General features: G+C 54.2%; 18 protein-coding genes. 9 read left to right on the top strand and 9 right to left on the bottom strand.

From position 1 onward, the window contains the following. Positions 1-131 precede the first annotated feature (131 nt). Positions 132-221, top strand: a complete 90-nt coding sequence (locus ACLRGG_RS08465) for a T6SS immunity protein Tli4 family protein (RefSeq protein WP_416249303.1) — start codon at positions 132-134, stop codon at positions 219-221. A gap of 113 nt (positions 222-334) precedes the next feature. Here the strand turns inward: ACLRGG_RS08465 and rcsC are convergent, their stop codons facing one another. After that, positions 335-3,187: a two-component system sensor histidine kinase RcsC gene (gene rcsC, locus ACLRGG_RS08460; RefSeq protein ID WP_416249299.1), complete on the bottom strand. Its 2,853-nt coding sequence runs from the start codon at positions 3,185-3,187 to the stop codon at positions 335-337. Positions 3,188-3,218: 31 nt separating this feature from the next. On the opposite strand from rcsC, the gene ACLRGG_RS08455 reads away from it, so the two are divergent. The 3 genes from ACLRGG_RS08455 to ACLRGG_RS08445 all read left to right on the top strand — a co-directional run bounded on the left by ACLRGG_RS08455 (position 3,219) and on the right by ACLRGG_RS08445 (position 5,350). Beyond that, a complete protein-coding gene (locus tag ACLRGG_RS08455; RefSeq protein ID WP_416249298.1) occupies positions 3,219-3,443 on the top strand; it encodes a hypothetical protein in 225 nt (74 codons plus the stop codon). Positions 3,444-3,639: 196 nt separating this feature from the next. Further along, positions 3,640-4,806: a winged helix-turn-helix domain-containing protein gene (locus ACLRGG_RS08450; protein WP_416249297.1), complete on the top strand. Its 1,167-nt coding sequence runs from the start codon at positions 3,640-3,642 to the stop codon at positions 4,804-4,806. A 178-nt stretch (positions 4,807-4,984) separates the two neighbouring features. Continuing rightward, positions 4,985-5,350, top strand: coding sequence for a hypothetical protein (locus ACLRGG_RS08445; protein WP_416249296.1), 366 nt, complete (start codon positions 4,985-4,987; stop codon positions 5,348-5,350). Position 5,351: 1 nt separating this feature from the next. Here the strand turns inward: ACLRGG_RS08445 and ACLRGG_RS08440 are convergent, their stop codons facing one another. The 6 genes from ACLRGG_RS08440 to gyrA form a co-directional block, all read right to left on the bottom strand. Next, positions 5,352-5,624: a helix-turn-helix domain-containing protein gene (locus tag ACLRGG_RS08440; protein WP_416249295.1), complete on the bottom strand. Its 273-nt coding sequence runs from the start codon at positions 5,622-5,624 to the stop codon at positions 5,352-5,354. Between the two features lie 16 nt (positions 5,625-5,640). Further along, positions 5,641-6,612 (bottom strand): fimbrial protein, encoded by a 972-nt coding sequence (locus ACLRGG_RS08435; protein ID WP_416249302.1) that lies wholly within the window; start codon positions 6,610-6,612, stop codon positions 5,641-5,643. 45 nt (positions 6,613-6,657) lie between these two features. Next, entirely contained in the window at positions 6,658-7,404 is a 747-nt protein-coding gene (locus ACLRGG_RS08430) for a fimbrial biogenesis chaperone (protein WP_416249294.1), read from the bottom strand. Between the two features lie 24 nt (positions 7,405-7,428). Then, the gene (locus ACLRGG_RS08425) at positions 7,429-9,939 is read right to left on the bottom strand and encodes a fimbria/pilus outer membrane usher protein (protein WP_416249293.1); all 2,511 of its coding nucleotides are present in this window, start codon (positions 9,937-9,939) and stop codon (positions 7,429-7,431) included. Between the two features lie 92 nt (positions 9,940-10,031). Beyond that, positions 10,032-10,616, bottom strand: a complete 585-nt coding sequence (locus ACLRGG_RS08420) for a fimbrial protein (RefSeq protein ID WP_416249292.1) — start codon at positions 10,614-10,616, stop codon at positions 10,032-10,034. Between the two features lie 523 nt (positions 10,617-11,139). Continuing rightward, the gene (gyrA, locus tag ACLRGG_RS08415; RefSeq protein WP_416249291.1) at positions 11,140-13,779 is read right to left on the bottom strand and encodes a DNA topoisomerase (ATP-hydrolyzing) subunit A; all 2,640 of its coding nucleotides are present in this window, start codon (positions 13,777-13,779) and stop codon (positions 11,140-11,142) included. A gap of 296 nt (positions 13,780-14,075) precedes the next feature. Here gyrA and ubiG point away from each other — a divergent pair, with 296 nt between their 5' ends. From ubiG to yfaE, 5 genes are all read left to right on the top strand, one after another. After that, complete coding sequence (ubiG, locus tag ACLRGG_RS08410; RefSeq protein WP_416249290.1) at positions 14,076-14,804, top strand: bifunctional 2-polyprenyl-6-hydroxyphenol methylase/3-demethylubiquinol 3-O-methyltransferase UbiG; 729 nt, start codon at positions 14,076-14,078, stop codon at positions 14,802-14,804. Between the two features lie 27 nt (positions 14,805-14,831). Next, complete coding sequence (locus tag ACLRGG_RS08405) at positions 14,832-15,143, top strand: hypothetical protein (protein WP_416249289.1); 312 nt, start codon at positions 14,832-14,834, stop codon at positions 15,141-15,143. Between the two features lie 186 nt (positions 15,144-15,329). Next, positions 15,330-17,615: a class 1a ribonucleoside-diphosphate reductase subunit alpha gene (gene nrdA, locus ACLRGG_RS08400; protein WP_416249288.1), complete on the top strand. Its 2,286-nt coding sequence runs from the start codon at positions 15,330-15,332 to the stop codon at positions 17,613-17,615. Between the two features lie 89 nt (positions 17,616-17,704). Beyond that, complete coding sequence (gene nrdB / locus ACLRGG_RS08395; protein ID WP_067705644.1) at positions 17,705-18,835, top strand: class Ia ribonucleoside-diphosphate reductase subunit beta; 1,131 nt, start codon at positions 17,705-17,707, stop codon at positions 18,833-18,835. Between the two features lies 1 nt (position 18,836). Beyond that, positions 18,837-19,097, top strand: coding sequence for a class I ribonucleotide reductase maintenance protein YfaE (gene yfaE / locus ACLRGG_RS08390; protein WP_416249287.1), 261 nt, complete (start codon positions 18,837-18,839; stop codon positions 19,095-19,097). A gap of 51 nt (positions 19,098-19,148) precedes the next feature. Here the strand turns inward: yfaE and ACLRGG_RS08385 are convergent, their stop codons facing one another. Then, a complete protein-coding gene (locus ACLRGG_RS08385; protein ID WP_416249286.1) occupies positions 19,149-20,345 on the bottom strand; it encodes a nicotinamide mononucleotide deamidase-related protein YfaY in 1,197 nt (398 codons plus the stop codon). A 120-nt stretch (positions 20,346-20,465) separates the two neighbouring features. Next, a complete protein-coding gene (locus tag ACLRGG_RS08380) occupies positions 20,466-21,401 on the bottom strand; it encodes a LysR family transcriptional regulator (protein WP_416249285.1) in 936 nt (311 codons plus the stop codon). Positions 21,402-21,472: the final 71 nt, after the last annotated feature.

Below are 21,472 nucleotides of genomic sequence, written 5' to 3'. Positions count from 1 at the left end.
AGTATGAAGCATGAGAGTTACCTCGTGTTTTGTATAAGGATTCGACACCCATATCAAAACCGGTAACTCTCAACCTTTCAAGGCCATATGTCAGATCAAGTCGCGACTAATAAACATTAAGTAATCATGCGCTGCCCCCACCGGCTTACAGCGATGCCGAACTGGTGGAAATTTGGGATCGAATTACCCGCTCTTTTCGTCTCAGGAACGGTGCGTTCTGAACAAAATATCCGCCCCGTATGATGGTTTTTTATGATTTAGCAACGAACACCAGGCCTTAGTATATTGTCAGCAGTCTAAGGGTGGAGCTAAGCTCCACCTTTTTTTGCCTTCGTCAGCCTTCCCTGCTCTTTCTGACCCGCTCGGCGTAAAAGGCCAGCGTCTTTTGTAGCGTATCAAGGGTGACCGGCTTGGAGAGACAGTTATCCATCCCCGCCTCCATACAGCGCTGCTTCTCCTCCGCCAGGGCATTCGCCGTGACGCCCACGACCGGGAAGGTCAGCCCCAGCTGACGCAGGCGCTGCGTCAGACGGTAACCGTCCATGTTCGGCATATTCACATCGGTCAGTACGATATCTATCTCGTTGCGGCTCAGCACGTTCAGAGCATCGACGCCATCCTGCGCCGTTTTCACCCGGTACCCCAGCGATCCCAGCTGATCGGAGAGCAGCATCCGGTTAATGGGGTGATCGTCTACCACCAGAATCAGGATATCTTCGTTACCAATGCCCGACTCGTTAGCCTCCGGCAGGGAGGTTTGCGCATCCGGCAGCTCGACTTCAACACGATAGATGCGCCCCAGCAGCACCGGCAGTTCATGAGGCGTGGTGGTGCCATAGACCCAGCGGCCAGCGGAAAGCTCCTGGGGACCATCGTTATGGCTGCCGTCAAAGCGGATGATACCGCGCGCGCCGGTCTGGGTCTGGAAGTCGTAGTCAGTTACCACCACATCATCGCTGCCGCAGTTCCCCTCCTCCAGACGCCGGACGTCAAGCCCGTGCTCGCGCAGCAGCTTCTCTAAAAAGACCGCCAGCGCCTCGTTGCGAACTTCAAGCCAGCAGCGTTTGCCCAGCAGCCCCTCATTATAGACAGGCGACATCACCTGGCTTTTATACAGCGGGATGCGTACCACAAACTGGCTGCCCATGCCGGGTTCGGAATCGACTTCAATATCGCCGTCCATCATATTGATCAGCTTTTCACAGATGGCCAGCCCCAGACCGGTTCCCTGGAAATGGCGCTGTACGCCGCTTCCCACCTGGAAAAACGGATCGAACAGGCGGGTGATCTCTTTCGCCGGGATCCCCACACCGGTGTCACGGACCCGGAAGGCCAGATAGCCGTCTTTCACATAGGCGTGAAGCACAATGCCGCCGGTATGAGTGAATTTGATGGCGTTATTAAGCAGATTAGAGATGACCTGCTGCAGGCGGAGCGGGTCGCCATCCAGCGATACCGGCACGTCGCTGTCAATAAAGACCCATAGCGTCAGGCGCTTTTTGACCACCATCGCCAGGTAGTTAGAGGCGATATGGGTTATCACCTCACGGGGTGAGAATTCGCGCGGCTCAATGCGTAGCTGCTCGGACTCAATTTTCGAGAAGTCGAGAATATCGCTGATGATTTTCAGCAGCAGGCTGGAGGAGTTGTTCATCGCGGTCACCAGCGACTCCACCCCCTGCGGCAGGCTGCGGGTTTGCAGCAGGTCGAGGTTGCCGATAATGCCATAGAGCGGCGTGCGCAGCTCATGGCTGACGGTCGCCAGGAACATTGATTTCGACTGGCTGGCCTGCTCGGCCGCCTGCGCCATCTCCTGCAGCGACTCTTCCATCTTCACGCGAGCGCTGACGTCAACCAGCACGCATATCGCCACATTTTCATTACGGTAACGAGAGTGGACGAAGCTGATTTGAAGGTTGGTATTGCTGCCGGTCAGCACATCAACAAAATTGACCTGCTGGCCGCAGATTATTTCAATCAGCCGCTGGCGATCTTCCTGCGTCAGCATGCTGAGATAATTGTGGGCCAGCTCATTGCTAAGGATGTTAGTGCCATCGCTGGTGCGCAGGATGCAGATGCCAACCGGCGCGGAGGCGACGATTTTCCGGTTGAACTGCTCGTGCTCTTCCAGACGGTGAGCGTTATCTTCGGCCGGCAGAAACATCCGGCGTTCAAACAGCCAGGCCAGGGTAAACAGGAGGATGGCCCCGATCACGTTCAGCAGGATGGCATTGATAATCAGAATTTTCAGCTTTTCGACCATCTCGTTGGTCTGCACCGAATAGACCACGCTCAGCGAGGAAGGCGTCAGCTGCTTCTTCATCACCAGCTGTTTATAACCGTTGATATAGCCGAACCAGCTGCTGTCATCCGGTAAATCGTCCAGAGAAATCCGGTGCGCGGAGGGGGAAGAGGACATCACGCGCTGGTTGTTCTGATCGAGGAGCGTGGCGCTGACAGGGAAACTGCCCGGCGTCACAAAGTCTTCGACGCGGATTGTTTGCTCAATGCCCAGCAGCGCAGCCATTTTATTGGCAACGTAAACGGGCGTGACCATATAGTAATAGCCCACGCCAGGCTGGCTGGACGGCGCTATCCAGAAAAGGCTGCTTTTGCGCTCCTCATCATTGCCGTTGCGGTATTTCAGGATCCGCTCGTGCAGGGTTTTCAGTGCGCGATCGCGGTCTGCTGAGACATTACCAACTCCGAAATCTGCCAGGCAAAGGCTCTCTCCGCCAATAAAGAAGACGCGATTAAGCTCGTAAGCGGAGGAGAAATTCTCTTTCCAGTAGTGCAGGAAGTAGCTCAGGGATTCAAGCGAGCTGCGCCAGGTATTGCTCATGCCGCTACAATCGGAGTCAGAGTAGAGCGGAAAGAACTGCGGTAGCGTGGTTTTGCCCGGAAACACCCCATTGAGCACATCAAGGCCGTTGGCCGAGGCGTTCAGCCGATTCTCGGCGATAAATTTAAGCTCACGCGTGACGTCTGCCGAATGGCGGACATACCACTGCGCCTGCTCAACGTTAGCATTGAACTCCTGGCGAACCTGGGACTCTTTCTCGTGCAGGACGTTAATGATGTAAAAGGTGGTCAGCAGCGCTCCCAGGGTCCAGAGCATAAGCGCCAGCGCCCTAAACAGGTAACGGGAGATCTTTAACGTGGTTCTGAACGAGACAAGATATTTCAAGCGAAACCTATAGTGGCGGCTGCAGCATGGTGTGAATTTTTATGCCGCTACAGTACCGTCAGAACAGGAAAAAAGCCAGATCGCGCCGGTTATAAGCGCCAGAAAATCGGCGGTTTTGCGCACAAATTGTCAGGCTGGTGCGCAAAAAATAAAACGTCACGGACGGGTTCCAGCAAACAGCTACGTTCTCTTGCAGAGTCTGGATATGCCCTTAACCCAATGCACCATCGGTTATGTAGAAATGCTGGCGAATTAATGCGGTTTATCGTTACCGCGGTTGCGCAGGCTGGTCGATTAAATTCTATTTCGTTACGGAAAGGTTTATACTCCCTCTCTGAATTAATCATTATAACAATAACGTCTAAATAAATTTTCCTTAGCATTTCTTATCAATCCACGACTGGGCTAGCTATAAATCTCCATAACAGGGATAACCAGAAAAAGGGGAGCACATGGTTTATTTTATCAACAATAAAATAATCTTTAACCCAGAGGATAATTCTCTTTCGCTAATAAACAGTCCTGAAAGTCGGGTGGCGATTTCTAACCCGGCACGTCGGGTTTTACAGTTGTTGATTGATCAGTTGGGCACCGTCGTCCTGCGTGAAACTTTTTTTAAGAAGGTGTGGGATGATTACGGCCTGAGCGCCAGCAATAACAACCTGAACCACTGCGTGAGTAAGCTAAGAAAAGTGATGGTCACCCTGGGCTATCAGGATGAATTTATTGTCACCGTACCCAGAGTGGGTTTTATCATTCATAAAGGGACAATAATTATCTGCCAGCAGCAGCCGGTGGCGCAAAATAATTCAGACGAATTTTCTTCCGCCATAAGTACAACTACCAGCACAAATACAGCCCTCTTCGGCTCAGAGGATCGCGCCGCAGCTGCGACGCCTGCTCCACCTGCAGCGGAGCGCACCGCGATGGATGATCATGCGCCCCCGCTCCGCGCGTCCGCAGCAGTCACGCCGGTGGCTAAAGGTGAAGGTGATGCCATCAGACCTCCGCAGGCGAAACGTCAGCCTGCGAAGGAGCATGTTGCGACTCCTGATGTCGCTGACCACCACGTCTGCAATAGCACTGTGGTGGGGGAAAAGCCCGCAGATAATCCTGCCGGCCAAGGGTTTACGCCTGCGGACCAGACTGCTGGAATTTCGGTGATGCCGGGTGATAATATGCGCAAGCGCTTAACGCAGTCTGTACCATACAGACCCAAAGCGTCAGGCATGGATACTTACAGAATATATTATTTAATCAACATCTTAATTTTTGCTTTGCTGCTAGTATGGAACATGAGTCTGTGGGCAGGAAAAGACGATCTCAAAGCCGTGCTCAGAGTGGCAACACTCAACGGCTGTACTCTTTATAGCACCGCGCCACTTCGGCCTGGCTACCGGGGTGAATTTATTGAGCGTGCTGCGGACTTTATTAAACATAAAAAAATCGTTTGTCACCCCGGCAATGTTTTATTATTTCAGAGCGAGAAAATGACCTCAATGATAAATACCGGCTCGGCGCGGGAATTTATGGCACAATGTAATATAGATACTCACCAGAAGATAACGCTTTGCCTGAGTTATTATTACAATGACAGGACCATAAATGTTCAGCCATAAGACAGTGCCCTCTTCCAGGTTACTTATTATTTCAGCACTTTTAATACTTAATATTTCTGCAACAGCATGTGTGATTTACCTTAATAAAGCCCATAGTGTTCAGAGAGGATTCCCGATCAACATTTCCTGTAGGGGAAATATGATTGTCGAAGCCAGGTATGATAAGCTGGAGGCAAAAATGGTTAGCTCGCTATCATTCACCTTTCTGAATAACAATAAAATCCTTATTTCACTGAGCGGTGTGAGCTATTTACGCGGTGAGAATAATAGCCTGATCCGACGGGATATTGTCCTTAGAAATGTTTACTATAACTATGTCCATGAGAGTAAAGACTCTGCGGTATACTCTCTCACCAGCAGCCGTATCAACAGAGATGCCATCGACAATATTGATGCTAAAACGGCTAAGCTGCTACTGCTGAACAGCTTTTTTATATCCGGCCATACCGATACCCTGCTGCTGAGAAAGTATGATGACAATACTATGCTGATTGAGACGACTCAGTCGCCGGTAGCCCTCTGTGTGTTCAGCCCCCTGCGCTGAGCTATAGATAATGGAGGTAAAGACGAAATCCGCAGGCCTCCGCGTAGCGGGCCAGGGTGCTGAAACTGGCCTGCGCCGGACGTTTCTCAAGCCGGTTAATGGCGGGCGGAGTGATCCCCAGGCGTCTGGCAAGCTCCGTTTTACTTATCCCCGCGTCCTCACGCAGCGCGATTAGCAGGGCCAGGATCTGCGTTTCCCCCTCGCGGTGGCGCTCTGCCCCTATGCCACAGGGTTCTTCCAGCGCACGCGCGCGCATTTTCTGCTTATTAATCATGTATTTCCCTGCCGGTTCAGTAGTAGTTGATTTTAACGATCACTGACGCATCAAAGCGTCCCAGTTTAATCGCCTGACCGGGTATGGCGCTGACCGTGGCGGTGAACTGCTTAGTTATTTCATTTACATTGTTGAGACTGGCAAAATCGTCATAGTGATTGAAGGTAATGGCTTCTTTTTTATCGTTATAAAGCATCAACTTAGTGCCGTTTGCCAGATTAATGGCTTTGCTGTCCCACAGCGGGCTGGCGGTGGAAAACTCAGCCTGGAGGGAAAAATTATCCATACACCCCTGTTTGACGGCTTTAATCGCGAAAGGCAGTGATACGCCAGCAGACCGGGATAGCTGGGTGCTTTGCAGCATACCGAAGTCGACAATCTGTGACTCCGGATAAACCTTCAGATCCGAACCGCAGGCCAGAAAGCGGATCCCCTGGAGTCCGGAGAGATTGTATTTGAGGTTTTTCGCACCAGGCGATTTATTGATCCCCCGGCTGCCATCAAGCTGGAAAACCGTAAACTGGTCGGCACCCTGATAGTATCCGCCAGACGGTGGATTGCCGCTGACCTTGATATACAAACGAAAGGTGACGTTTACCGTAACGTTTTGTCCCCTGACGATCGGCGGGCTATTGGTGCTGAGGCGCTGCTCGTTTTGCTCCAGATCCTGACCGTTATAGCTCACGCCCAGCAGCAGCCCCTGGCCGACAGACTCGGATTTCGGATTAAAATAGAAATGAACAATATCGGTAATGGATCCCAGCACGTTATCGCAGTATGCCGTCACGCTAATGTCGTTTGATTCCCAGATTTTCGTCCCCGGCGGCACGTTAGCCGGGATAGCCAGTTTTCCAACCGGAATTGGCGGTTTGTTAACAATGCCGGTGCCTTTTTCTACGCAGTCCAGCGCCAGTGCCTGATATGACACCAGCATAAGCCCCAAAAGCAGGGCCAGCTGGTGCGCTACGCGTTTAATAATCTCTGACATATGCATCCCACCCCTCCTGAGTAATCAAATTGTGCAGATGAAAATTTATCGTTTCTGCGGGTCCTGATTTTTCGTTACCCGCTGGCAGAGAGTGGTGTCGCAGTGATACGGGTTAACCTGTAGGCCACCGTAGTCATCCATATAACCAATGCTGTACTGATGACTGACACAGCCGCTGCCCGTTAATGTTTTCGTGGCGAATGGTGCCAGCATCAGGCTGTCGAAGCCCGGCACGTTGCCCTTATTATCTTTTCCGAGGTAGCCGAGGGTAATGTAGAACGGCGTGGGGTTGACCAGCCTGAGCCCGTTCTCAATGCGACTTACCTGCAGCTGCTCCTGCCAGTGGTCCCGAACCTGCTTTAGCAGCTGAGTGGGACGATAAAACAGCTTTACCCGGCTCTGGATAGCCACCTGCATAACGTTGGGCAAGTCGCTTTTGGGCGGGACTTCGCGCACGTTAAAGTAAAACAGCGACTCGCGATCCGCAGGCAGCGCGGCGGTGGCCGGTAGCTGTAGCACGCGAATCTGGCTCTTCTGTCCGGCATCAATGCGCTGCATCGGCGGCAGTGCCACCAGCGGTGAAGTGATTTTTTCTCCCTGTGCATTTTCCAGCCAGACCTGGGCCAGATAGGGCAACTCCTTGCTCTGGTTTTCCACCATAACGCTGATTGATTTATCACTGGCATTGTAGATAATTCGCGTGCGGTCCAGATTCAGTGCCCCCATAGCGGGCGCTGCGAGGCTGGCGGCTAAGAGGCAAAAGGCACTGCAGAGTGTTTGATTATATTTCACGCTTTTTCCTTAACTGATTTTGCGTTATTGCGTTTTTACACAGGGCAGCAGGAGCTGTGTCCCCGGTTCTGTCCGCTGCCTGGGGACCTGGATCCTGCACTGCTGCCCGTCTCCCCACTGTACCGTCAGGGATTTTTCACCCGATATCCCGGAAAGCCAGACCAGTCCGCCGTCGCCGATCAGGCCCGCTTCCAGGCCGGAGCTGTTATCCATTACCGTGGCACCCAGCGGTGGATAACTGCCGTCAGACCTACGGATCACCGCCAGCATGCGCTCCCCTTTGACTGCCCGAACCTGGCGCAGCCCGATGGCCCCTTCCGTCAGCGTCTTACTTACCACTGTGTTATAAACCTCCACGTCATCCGGCAGATGGTTGACATCAATGCGTATATCAGCGGTCTGGTAGCTGGATAAGCCATTCACCACGGCAATGCCGTAACGGTTAGTGACCGATGCCCCGCTGCTGACGGGAATACCCGGCACCCCCGTCGCGATCATCATTCGCGGTTCGCTTCCGGCGCTGCTCTGATGCAGGGCGGCCCCGGCGGCGGTCGCCGTGAACGATCCGTACCAGTTAGCATTGAGCGAGCGATAGTCATCATCTTTCACGCTGCCGTTCAGACCCAGCTGGCCCCAGGGCGACATATGCTGATAGTTGGCGCGGAAAACGCCTCTGCCCTGTTGCAGATCGGGACTGCTGCCACCGACGCCGACGCGCCAGCTGTTATTAGGATCCTGGCTGTTGTACCAGGAGGCCGTCTGCGAGAAACCATTTCGCCGATCCTGCTGCGCGTCGTAGTTCACCTGCTGCCCGGCAGAGACTGGCAGGCTGAGTGAGAGAAACATCTGGTTCTCATCCGTTGTTTGATAGCGCAGCTTGCTGGCCGACAGGGTGGCGGACACGCCTCTCAGGGACCCGATATCAAAAATTTTGCTCACCGACAGGCTGTAGTTATTGCCCGAACTGGCGTTCCAGTAGACGTTATGCGTAGCCGAGAGAAAGAGCGTGATCGCGGGCCAGGGCAGGTACTGATTGGCGCTGAGGGTGTAGGTCTGCTTATCATCCCGGGAGTAGCCGCTGCCGTTAACCTTGTCGAGATATTGCCCGAGAGACATAAACGTTCGGTCTGCATAACGGTAACCAGCAAAAGTGACCTGGCTACCGGTACGTTCAAAGCGTTTGGAGTAGTTCACGCGATAGCTCATGCCGGTCTCTTTACCGGCCCGGGGCAAAGTGGCCGATGAACGGGTGGCATCCACCGAGACGGCGCCAAAATCTTCCAGATTCTGACCAATCCCCATTGCCAGCGCCTGATAGCTGCCGGTGGTGGCGATTAGGCCGCCATAAAGCGACAGGTTATTTAATGCCCCCCACGACATTTCGCCACTAAAAAAACCGGGCTGTATCACGTGATTACTGCTGCCGCTGGCGGGTTTACCCATGGCGCTTTTATAGCGAATCTGGCCTTTACGGGTGAGAAAAGGCAGGCTGGCGGTCGTCACCTGATAGCGCGTAACGCTGCCGTCCTCCCCGGTAATTTCAACGTCCAGCGTGCCCTGTACCGCCTCGGTAAGGTCCTGAATGACAAAGGGTCCAGGCGAAACGTTGGTCTGGTAAATGATGCGGCCATTCTGGCTGATGCTAACCTTCGCGTTAGTTTTGGCAATTCCCGTGACCTGGGGCGCATAGCCGCGCAGTGTGGGCGGCAGCATCCGCGTGTCGCTGTTAAGCGTGACGCCGGCAAAGCGAAATGATTCAAAAATATCCGAACTGAAGTTAGTCTGACCGGCGGTCAGCCTGGCCCCCAGCGCCGGAAGCGCGCGATAAAGGTAAGTCTGGTTCCAGCTCAGTTTGCCGCGTGATGCCGCGTCGGATGGGCGCGACGCCTGGTACTGATAGTCCGCCCTTGCGCGCCAGGGTCCGACGTTGAATCCCGCCGTACCATAGCTGCTGATGCTGGATGAGCTTGCACCGCGGTGCGGCTGGTAGGTGCTGGCGAAAAGGTTATAGTCGAGTAATGCGCCATTTACCCCTTCATCCCACTGTGAAGGTGGCACCCAGTTTTCATCATGAAAGGTTAGCCAGGCCTGCGGTATAATAATATTGAGGGTTTGTTTCTCACGATCGTAGCGCGTAGTGACCTCTTTTTGCTGATCCAGCGAGGAGCACTGTCCCTGATGCCAGAGCGTCAGGCGCGCAGCGGCCTCTGGGGTCAGGTCAAAACGTTGAACCAGATCGGGCGGCAAACAGACCCGACTGTTTTTGTCTTCCCCCTCAGGGATAAAGTTAACCAGCAGGCGATCGCTGACCATTCGACCATTCAACAACAGATCCACCAGGTATTCCCCTGGCGCGATATAGTTAGCTGTCTGAAAGCGCGATAAATCAATATTCTTCCGATCGCTGGAATCGACAAAATTAAGATTAAATTCTACAGCCCTGGCGCAAAAAGTCGGCAGGCTCCCGGTAAGATAAATAACAAGCCCTGCCACTATTCTGGCTATTGTTGATGTTCGTCCTGGTGCAAACAACATAATAGAGTCGCTTCTTATAATTCTCTGAAAACCCGGTGTAGCTCGTGGATAAAATGATGAAATAAAGGGGAGTTCCCTCCCCTTAAAAGAAGCTATTTATAGTTCAGGGCGTAGGTCGCCTGCGATACGAGGGTACCTGTGGACACGGGCTGGCTATTGGCTTCCACCCGCGCGGCGAACATAAGCTCGTTGTTGCCGTTGGCCAGTGGAATTTCGGCGGAAGTATCACCGACCTTCAGCAGGGAGCCATTGGCATCGATCAGGCGGATACCCGCCCCCTGAGCGCTACCGGTGTTTGCCAGCAGGTCAGTCTTGCTGCCGTCCGGTGTACCGGTAAAGGTCACCGCCACCTTAGACATCGCGGGATACTGTACGCTACCCGCCGTCTGCGCACTCAGGCTGCAATCCTGCAGGTGAATAACGTAGTTAACGTTTTGCGAATATTTATTGCCGGTTTCCAGCACCTTATTAGCAATTTGTCCCATATCAACATTAATGTCTTCATCACCGGCCGCAATTGAGCAGGGCGCATTAATTACCGTGCCGGTGAAATGAATACGACCTGAACCCTGGTCAGTACCGGTCGGTGCAGTGACCGCGGGATCATCAGCGAAAGATGAAGCGGACATGGCAGTGGATAGCACAATAATGGCGGTTTTGATCCTGACGTTGAGCATAATTAGTCCTTGAGTTAGTGACGGTAGCCTTGAGCGATATTATTCGCTGTACCGAAGAGAGAACCCCTCTCTTGCCAGATCAATATACTGATATTTCATATTTAACGGAATAATAACTTGAAGAGTTAAAATATTAAGTTTTTTATTCTGACATGTACTTTAAATTAACTATTACTGATGGAAAATTAACTCCTGCGTTAAATGAATTAACATTAAATCGCTTCATTCGACCGCACCGTGCGTCAACTGAACCTGAAATTAAGCTTTATTTCACAAAATATTTACACATTCAGGCATTGCCCTCCGCTTTGTCGGCACGGGAAAAGGGTTTCTCCCTTTACAACGGTGGCTGGGACAGGCGATAGCCTGTGTACCTTGTCTTCATGGCGTTAATAGAAGGTCGCAGTAAGCCTTCATTGATGACGCATTAAACGTAATCACCTTGCCCGGTAACCGTAAATAAAAAAAAGCCGGTTCAACTGAACCGGCTTTTCCGTATGACGCTTTACAATGCGGTGAGGCGTTATTCCTCGTCGTCACCTTCTGGCGCATCATCTTCGCTGTCCACTTCCGGAGCAATATCATCATCCCCTTCCGCGGCGCTGCCGTCGATGGCGTCCAGCTCTTCTTCAGCAACCGGCTCGGCTACGCGCTGCAATCCAACCACGTTCTCATCTTCAGCGGTACGGATCAGGATAACACCCTGGGTGTTACGCCCGACCACGCTTACTTCAGAAACGCGCGTACGCACCAGCGTACCGGCATCGGTAATCATCATGATCTGATCGCTATCGACAACCTGTACCGCACCAATCACCGGTCCGTTACGCTCGGTAACTTTGATGGAGATAACCCCCTGCGTCGCACGGGACTTGGTCGGATATTCGCTGTTGGCAGTACGCTTACCGTAGCCGTTCTGCGTGACCGTCATGATTGCGCCGTCGTCACGCGGCACAATCAGTGATACCACGCGATCGCCTTCCGACAGTTTAATCCCGCGCACGCCCGAAGCCGTACGGCCCATCGCCCGCACCGCATTCTCAGCAAAGCGCACGACTTTACCGGCGGCGGAGAAGAGCATGGCTTCATCGCTACCGTTCGTCAGCGCTACGCCAATCAGCTCGTCATCATCACGCAGATTGACCGCAATGATACCGGCGCTGCGTGGGCGGCTGAATTCCGTTAGCGCCGTTTTCTTCACGGTACCGCTGGCGGTGGCCATAAAGATATTCCAGCCTTCGGCGTACTCGCGCACCGGCAGAATGGCGGTGATACGTTCATTCGCTTCCAGCGGCAGCAGGTTGACGATTGGACGTCCACGCGCGCCACGGCTGGCTTCCGGCAGCTGATAGACCTTCATCCAGTAGAGACGGCCCCGGCTGGAGAAGCACAGGATAGTGTCATGGGTGTTGGCCACCAGCAGGCGATCGATAAAGTCTTCTTCTTTTATACGTGCGGCCGACTTGCCCTTACCACCGCGACGCTGCGCTTCATAGTCGGTCAGCGGCTGATACTTCACATAGCCCTGGTGGGACAGGGTGACCACCACGTCTTCCTGGTTGATCAGGTCTTCAATATTGATGTCGGCGCTGTTTTCAGTGATTTCAGTGCGGCGCTTGTCACCGAACTGATCGCGGATCAGCTCCAGCTCCTCGCGGATCACTTCCATCAGGCGCTCTGAGCTTTCCAGAATACGCAGCAGTTCGGCGATCTGCATCAGCAGCTCTTTGTACTCGTCCAGCAGCTTCTCATGCTCAAGGCCGGTCAGCTTCTGCAGACGCAGATCCAGAATTGCCTGTGCCTGCTGCTCGGTCAGGTAGTACTGGCCGTCGCGAATACCGAACTCATCTTCCAGCCACTCGGGACGGGCAGCGTTATCGCCAGCCCGCTCCAGCATTGCCGAGACGTTACCCAGATCCCATGGACGCGCCACCAGGCCCGCTTTCGCTTCAGCCGGTGAAGAGGCCTGACGGATTAGCTCAATGATCGGATCGATATTCGCCAGCGCAATGGCCAGCGCTTCAAGAATGTGCGCACGGTCGCGGGCTTTACGCAGCTCAAAAATAGTGCGGCGCGTCACCACTTCACGGCGGTGGCGAACGAAGGCTTCCAGAATGTCCTTCAGCGGCATAATTTTTGGCTGGCCCTGATGTAGCGCCACCATATTAATACCGAAGGAGGTCTGTAGCTGGGTCAGCGAGTAGAGATTGTTCAGCACGACTTCGCCCACAGCGTCACGCTTCACCTCAATGACGATACGCATACCGTCCTTATCGGATTCGTCACGCAGCGCGCTGATGCCTTCCAGGCGCTTCTCTTTCACCAGCTCCGCGATCTTCTCGATCAGGCGAGCTTTGTTCACCTGATAAGGAATTTCGTGAATGATGATGGTCTCGCGGTTGGTTTTCGCATCCACTTCCACTTCGCCACGGGCGCGGATGTAAATTTTGCCGCGTCCGGTGCGATAGGCTTCTTCAATGCCACGACGACCGTTAATGATCGCGGCAGTAGGGAAGTCCGGGCCGGGAATATGCGTCATCAGGCCTTCAACGCTGATGTTTTCATCATCAATATAGGCCAGACAGCCGTTGATCACTTCGGTCAGGTTGTGCGGCGGAATGTTCGTTGCCATCCCCACCGCGATACCGGACGCGCCGTTAATCAGCAGGTTAGGGATTTTGGTCGGCATGACGGCCGGGATCTGCTCGGTGCCGTCATAGTTTGGCACGAAGTCGACGGTCTCTTTTTCCAGATCCGACAGCAGCTCATGGGCAATTTTAGACATGCGCACTTCGGTATAACGCATTGCAGCGGCGGAGTCGCCATCTACGGAACCAAAGTTACCCTGTCCGTCGACCAGCATATAGCGGAGTGAAAACGGCTGCGCCATACGCACAATGGTGTCGTAAACGGCGCTGTCACCGTGAGGGTGATATTTACCAATAACGTCGCCGACGACACGGGCAGATTTTTTATAGGCTTTATTCCAGTCATTACCCAGCACGTTCATGGCGTAGAGCACACGACGGTGTACTGGTTTCAGGCCATCGCGAACGTCTGGCAAGGCACGGCCAACGATGACCGACATGGCATAATCAAGGTAAGAGTTCTTTAATTCTTCCTCGATATTAACCGGTGTGATTTCTCTGGCTAGATCGCTCATGGAGCCGCTATCCCTCTACGTTATACCCGGATTCTAAGGTGCGAAAGTATATCACCTTTAGCCCTGGTGGTGAACGGAAAGCGTCGATTTGGACGCTTTAACGCCGCCCATTCCTGATTCTCCGTGAAACGGGCTGCTGTCGCCTCCGACCGGCCACGGCAGGCAGGGCCAAGGCGTGATGCGTTGACTATTTCATCTGCCGGGTAAACGGACCGGGTGGGCGCAGGCAACTCCGCTGCAACTTGCGGGATGAAGGGTATATACTTGCGGCAAACATTGAAGGGAGGGACCAGGTAATGAAGGCAGAACAGAACACCGCCACGGCGAATGTGGATCAGAAAGAAATTGCCAAATTTGAAGCGGTAGCGTCGCGCTGGTGGGACCTGGAGGGAGAATTCAAACCTCTACACCGCATTAACCCGCTGCGTCTCGGCTATATTGCTCAGCACAGCGACGGCCTGTTCGGTAAGAAGGTACTGGACGTGGGCTGCGGCGGCGGCATCCTGGCAGAAAGCATGGCGCGCGAGGGTGCGGAGGTGACCGGGCTGGATATGGGCGCGGAACCACTGGCGATCGCCCGTCTGCATGCGCTGGAAAGCGGCGTTAAGGTGGATTACGTTCAGCAGACTGTGGAAGAGCACGCTGATGAGTTCGCCGGGCAGTATGACGTGGTGACCTGCATGGAGATGCTGGAGCATGTACCCGACCCGCGCTCGGTGGTTCACGCCTGCGCGAAGCTGGTCAAACCCGGCGGCGAAGTTTTTTTCTCTACGCTAAACCGTAACAGCAAGTCCTGGCTGATGGCGATTGTGGGTGCCGAGTACGTTCTGCGTATGGTGCCGCGCGGCACCCATGACATTAAGAAATTTATTCGCCCGGCCGAACTGCTGAACTGGGTCGATGAAACGCCGCTGCGCGAGCGTCATATCATTGGGCTGCACTATAATCCGCTGACCAACAGCTTTAAGCTCGCTCCCGGCGTTGACGTTAACTATATGGTGCATACGCACTGCCTTGCAGGTTAATACCTCCTGCGCTCAGCCACGCCATGCATGGCGACTGGCGACTGGCGACTGGCGACTGGCGACTGGCGACTGGCGGCATTTATAATGCCGCCGTTGACCAGAGGCAATAGCATTGTTTGCCAAAACGGACCGGTTAAAAACCTGTTTTTTTACCGCCAGGGCCGCGACGAACAAAAATCAGACTGGCGCGAGCGAGCGGTTTTCACTCAAAGTTACCTCTGTCATTTCTCAACTGAACAGGAAACCCGCTTCCGATCAAATAACAAAAAAAAAGATCAATCTGTTGACATAGCGGCACGCCTTGATAAACGAGGACTTAGGAAAAATACCCCCCTCTGAACAGTAAAATGGCGGTAAAATCAAGCCTTGTTAAGCGCGGATAAATATCTAAAATACTCACCATATTGATACAAATACTTCCCCAACCCCCTATATATAGTGTTTATCCACAGAGTTACTCACATCTGAAGATGCTGTGTATAACCGGGGGATACTTTCGACTTACGGACAGGATAACTACGCGACATGAATCAGAGTCTGCTTGTCACCAAACGCGACGGCCGCAAAGAACGCATCAATCTTGATAAAATCCACCGCGTGCTTGACTGGGCTGCCGAAGGGTTGCAAAACGTCTCCGTTTCGCAGGTTGAACTGCGCTGCCACATCCAGTTCTATGAAGGGATCAGGACCTCTGATATTCATGAAACGATTATCAAGTCTGCGGCGGATCTGATCTCCCGCGATGCGCCCGACTATCAGTATATGGCCGCGCGCCTGGCAATTTTCCACCTGCGTAAGAAAGCGTACGGCCAGTTTGAGCCGCCAACGCTTTATGACCAGGTGAAGCGCATGGTCGATCTCGGCAAGTATGACCGCCACCTGCTGGAAGACTACAGCCTGGAAGAGTTCGGGCAGATGGACGGTTTTATCGACCACTGGCGCGATATGAATTTCTCCTATGCCGCGGTGAAGCAGCTGGAAGGCAAATATCTGGTGCAGAACCGCGTCAGCGGTGACATCTACGAAAGCGCGCAGTTCCTTTATATCCTGGTCGCCGCCTGCCTGTTCTCCGGCTACCCGCGCGAGACGCGCCTGGACTACGTTAAGCGCTTCTACGACGCCATCTCGACCTTCAAAATTTCACTACCGACGCCGATTATGTCCGGCGTACGTACGCCGACCCGTCAGTTCAGCTCCTGCGTACTGATCGAATGCGGCGACAGCCTGGATTCCATCAATGCCACCTCCAGCGCGATTGTGAAATATGTCTCTCAGCGCGCCGGTATCGGCATCAACGCCGGCCGTATTCGCGCCCTGGGCAGCCCGATCCGCGGGGGAGAAGCCTTCCATACCGGCTGTATTCCTTTCTATAAGCACTTCCAGACCGCCGTTAAGTCCTGCTCGCAGGGCGGCGTTCGCGGCGGCGCGGCCACCCTCTTCTATCCTATGTGGCATCTGGAAGTGGAAAGCCTGCTGGTGCTGAAAAACAACCGGGGCGTAGAGGGTAACCGCGTACGTCATATGGACTATGGTGTACAGATCAATAAGCTGATGTACCAGCGCCTGCTGAAGGGCGAGGATATCACCCTGTTCAGCCCGTCCGACGTGCCTGGCCTGTACGATGCCTTTTTCGCCAGTCAGGACGAATTCGAGCGGCTGTATACCAAATATGAGCAGGATGACAGCATTCGTAAGCAGAAGATTAAGGCCGTCGAGCTGTTTTCGCTGATGATGCAGGAGCGTGCCTCAACGGGCCGTATCTATATTCAGAACGTTGACCACTGCAATACTCACAGCCCGTTCGATCCCAGCATTGCGCCGGTACGTCAGTCTAATCTCTGCCTGGAGATCGCCCTGCCGACCAGGCCAATGAGGGACGTTAATGACGAAGATGGCGAAATCGCCCTCTGTACGCTCTCTGCCTTTAACCTGGGCGCGATTGAGAGCCTGGACGATTTGGAAGAGCTGGCCACGCTGGCGGTGCGCGCGCTGGACGCCCTGCTGGACTATCAGGACTACCCGATCCCGGCGGCAAAACGGGGCGCGATGGGCCGCCGTACGCTGGGTATTGGCGTCATCAACTACGCTTACTATCTGGCTAAGCACGGCGTACGCTACTCCGACGGCAGCGCCAACAACCTGACGCACAAAACCTTTGAAGCTATTCAGTACTACCTGCTTAAGGCGTCAAACAATCTGGCAAAAGAGCAAGGTGCCTGCCCGTGGTTTAATGAAACCACCTACTCTCAGGGCATTTTGCCGATCGATACCTACAAAAAAGATCTGGATGCGATCGGTAACGAGCCGCTGCACCTGGACTGGGAAACCCTGCGCGAAGAGATCAAAACCCACGGTCTGCGTAACTCCACGCTCTCTGCCCTGATGCCGTCTGAAACCTCATCGCAGATTTCTAACGCCACCAACGGTATTGAGCCGCCGCGCGGACATATCAGCATTAAAGCGTCCAAAGATGGCATTTTGCGTCAGGTGGTGCCGGAGTATGAGCGCCTGAAAGACAGCTACGAGCTGCTGTGGGATATGCCGAACAACGACGGTTATTTGCAGCTGGTCGGCCTGATGCAGAAGTTTATCGACCAGGCAATTTCGTCCAACACCAACTACGACCCTACGCGCTTTGCTAATGGTCGCGTACCGATGAAGCAGCTGCTGAAAGATCTGCTGACCGCCTACAAATTTGGTGTGAAGACGCTTTATTATCAAAACACCCGCGACGGTGCGGAAGATGCGCAGGACGATCTGGCCCCTTCCATTCAGGATGACGGCTGCGAGAGCGGTGCCTGCAAGATTTAATCGTTAACCCTGGGGCAGGGCAGCCTGTCCCCCCCTCTTCTCTTCTCACGGGCTGGTTTTATCGGCCCGCGTACGATGGACAGATGCTAATGGCTTACACTACGTTCTCGCAGAATAAAAACAATCAGCTGGATGAACCGATGTTTTTCGGCCAGCCGGTTAACGTCGCCCGCTATGACCAGCAGAAATATGACATTTTTGAAAAGCTGATTGAAAAACAGCTCAGCTTCTTCTGGCGTCCTGAAGAGGTCGACGTATCGCGTGATCGCATTGACTATCAGGGGCTGCCGGATCACGAAAAGCATATCTTCATCAGCAACCTGAAGTATCAGACGCTGCTGGATTCAATCCAGGGAAGAAGCCCTAACGTGGCGCTTCTGCCGCTGATCTCCATTCCTGAACTGGAGACGTGGATCGAGACCTGGGCGTTTTCCGAAACGATCCACTCTCGCTCATATACCCACATTATCCGTAACATTGTTAACGATCCGGCCATTGTGTTTGATGACATCGTGACCAATGAGCAGATCCTGTCGCGCGCGAAGGATATTTCCTCGTACTACGACGATCTGATTGAAATGACCAACTACTGGCATCTGCTGGGCGAAGGGACTCACCAGGTTAACGGTAAGTCGATCACCGTCAGCCTGCGGGCGCTGAAAAAGCAGCTCTATATCTGCCTGATGAGCGTTAACGCGCTGGAAGCCATTCGCTTTTACGTCAGCTTTGCCTGTTCTTTCGCCTTCGCCGAGCGCGAACTGATGGAAGGCAACGCCAAAATCATCCGCCTGATCGCCCGTGACGAAGCGCTGCATCTGACCGGCACGCAGCATATGCTCAACCTGCTGCGCAGCGGTGAAGACGATCCTGAGATGGCTGATATCGCGCGCGAATGCCGTCAGGAGTGCTATGACCTGTTTGTGCTGGCTGCCCAGCAGGAAAAAGAGTGGGCAGAATATCTGTTCCGCGACGGTTCCATGATCGGTCTTAACAAAGATATCCTGTGGCAGTATATTGAGTACATCACCAATATCCGCATGCAGGCGGTCGGTCTGGATCTGCCATTTAAGACCCGTTCAAACCCCATCCCCTGGATTAACTCCTGGCTGGTATCGGACAACGTGCAGGTGGCACCACAGGAAGTGGAAGTCAGCTCTTACCTCGTCGGTCAGATCGACTCTGAAGTCGGCGCAAACGACTTCGACGACTTCCAGCTGTAAAATGGCGGGAACGATCATTACGCTGCGTACCTCAGGTACGCAGCTGCACTGCCAGGATGAGCATCGCTCGCTGCTGGACGCGCTGGAGTTTCATCAAATCCGCGTGGAATATCAGTGCCGGGAAGGCTACTGTGGCTCCTGCCGCACCCGGCTGCTGAAAGGTGAAGTGTGCTATGCTGCCACGCCGCTGGCATTTGTTCAGGAAGGCGAGATCCTCCCCTGCTGCTGCCTTGCCAAAGGCGATATCGAAATCGAGATATAAACCGGCTGTTGCGACCCAGGCCGCCAGAGCCGGTTATTATCAGGCTTCGCGTCAGGCTTTTAGCGTCCCGACCACGTCAATCCAGCCGTGTCCCGTAGTCACCTCCGTGCCGTTCATCCAGCGGCGCAGCATATTCAGCGCCATCATCGCCGCCACGTCCTGCCGGGCTTTGAGCCCGTGTCGGTTAACGTTGAATTTTACCGTCTGGCCCCAGCTTCCTTCCGGCGTGTGTAGCGCAAAAGCCAGTATGCCCTCTTCCATCCCTCCGACCACCAGGGCGAGATCGGCCCCCGTACCACGGGCAAGCTGGCTACCGCGCGCGACAATATCGGACAGGGTTTCACTGCGCGCAGGCAGAACGTTCCCTGCCATCAGTGGCGCAGCCGCGGAGGCCAGCTGCCACTGCAGCAGCCCGGCGGTAAACTGTTCGCTTACCGCCAGACGTAAATTCTGCTCCTTCAGACGGCGGGACACCTGTTCCGGCAGAATTTCAGTCCCCTCGAATATCACACTCTCGCCGACAATGTCGCGAACCTGCTGCCAGAACTGCTCCATTTCGGCCAGTTTCGAGGCCGGGCCGTTCAGCTTAAGCTCAATGATCGGCATGGACGCGCGATAGCCCATCACCACGCCTTCCGGCAGCGGCAGCGGCTCGATCTCCGAGGCCAGGTCGCTCTCACCGCGTCCAAAGGTGGTCATACGCAGGCAGACCGGCGGTTCCGGTAGGGAAAATCGCGCTTTCAGACGGGGCAGGATCTGCTGTTCCACCATCACCTTGTATTCGGAGGGCACGCCGGGCGTAAAGAAGATCCAGCAGCGGTTTAGCTGCATGGCGAAGCCGCAGGCAGTGCCGACCGGGTTATCCAGCATTTCCGCCCCGGCAGGAATTTCAGCCTGCTTGCGGTTGCTGTCCGCCATTTTACGCCCCCGCCCGGCAAAGAAGGCTTCCATTTTTGCCAGCCACGCCTCCTGCATCACCAGCGGCACGCCCGCCGCTTTTGCCGCTGCCTGGGCGCTGAGATCGTCGCTGGTCGGCCCCAGTCCGCCGTTAACAATCAGCACATCGGCGACCTTGCTGCGTTCGGTCAGCACGGTAACCAGCTCGTTGATATCGTCGCCAACGGTCTGGCGGCTGGTCATGGGCAGGCCGTTCTGAAACAGCACCTCTGCCAGCCAGGCCGCGTTGCTGTCTACAATCTGGCCGTGCAGCACTTCATCGCCCGTTGACAGCATCTCCACTCTAATCATTATCTTTTCCGCTTTTGGGTAGGGTGAATTAACTGTATGAAGCAACGGGGAAAATTACAACGTCGAATTTAAGCGCATTGCGTCCTCTGAATTCCACGTTATGCGCGATAAATCGCGCCGCTACAAATTTAGCACCTCCGATGGCGCGCAATACTGTACATTCAGCTCACGCACATAATCTAAAAACACCTGCAGCGGTGTCGGGATCAGACGGCGAGTGTTGTAATAGAGCCACAGGCCGGAGAAGCTTTGCCACCACTCCGGCAAAATCGGTTGCAGGTTGCCGTTACTCAGCGCCGGCTTGATCCAATCCTCAAACAGATATACTACGCCGCAGCCGGCAATCGCCGCTTCTACCGTCAGCTCCATCGTCGCGCCGATGCTGCATAACAACGGGCCTTTTGGCTGCAAACTTACGGTTTCCTCGCCACGGGTAAATTCCCATTCCGCTATCACGCCCGTTGCATAGCGTCCGTGCAAGCACCGATGCTGCATCAGGTCGCGCGGATGTTGCGGCGTGCCAAACTGCGCCAGATAAGCAGGAGCCGCCGCTAAGGCAAAGCGCTGTCTACGCGGGCCTATCGGCAGCGCCACCATATCCTGTTCCAGATGATCGTCGTAACGAATCCCGGCATCGCAGCTATCGCGGAACACATCCTGCACATTACTTTCCGCCACCACTTCCAGCTGAATATCGGGAAAGCGTTGCAGGAATCCCGGCACAATCGCCGGTAACACAATTCGCGCGGCGCTCACCGGTACATTTAAACGTAAGGTACCGCCCGGGGTGTCGCGGAAATTATTCAGTGCATCAAGGGCAGCATCCACTTCGTCCATCGCCGGTAGCAACCGTGACATCAGCGCCCTGCCAGCTTCGGTTAATGCCACGGTACGCGTGGTGCGATTAAACAGCCGTACGCCAAGCTGCTCTTCTGCGCGGCGCACCGCATCACTAATGCGTGATGGATTGCTGCCGGTCATGCGCGCCGCTTCGCGAAAGCCGCCTGCTTTTGCCACCGCCACTACCGTGTGTAGCAATGCAATATCCAGTGCCATTGTTCGCCACCTCGTACACTGTGTCCCGATTTACCTGGATAGTTGCATAGTGATGGAACGATTACAATTCC

It is taken from the genome of Erwinia sp. PPS120 (genome assembly GCF_047918655.1).
Lineage (GTDB): Bacteria > Pseudomonadota > Gammaproteobacteria > Enterobacterales > Enterobacteriaceae > Erwinia > Erwinia tasmaniensis_A.
Note: the sequence above shows the minus strand (reverse complement) of the source record. Positions and strands in the feature narration are given on the sequence as shown.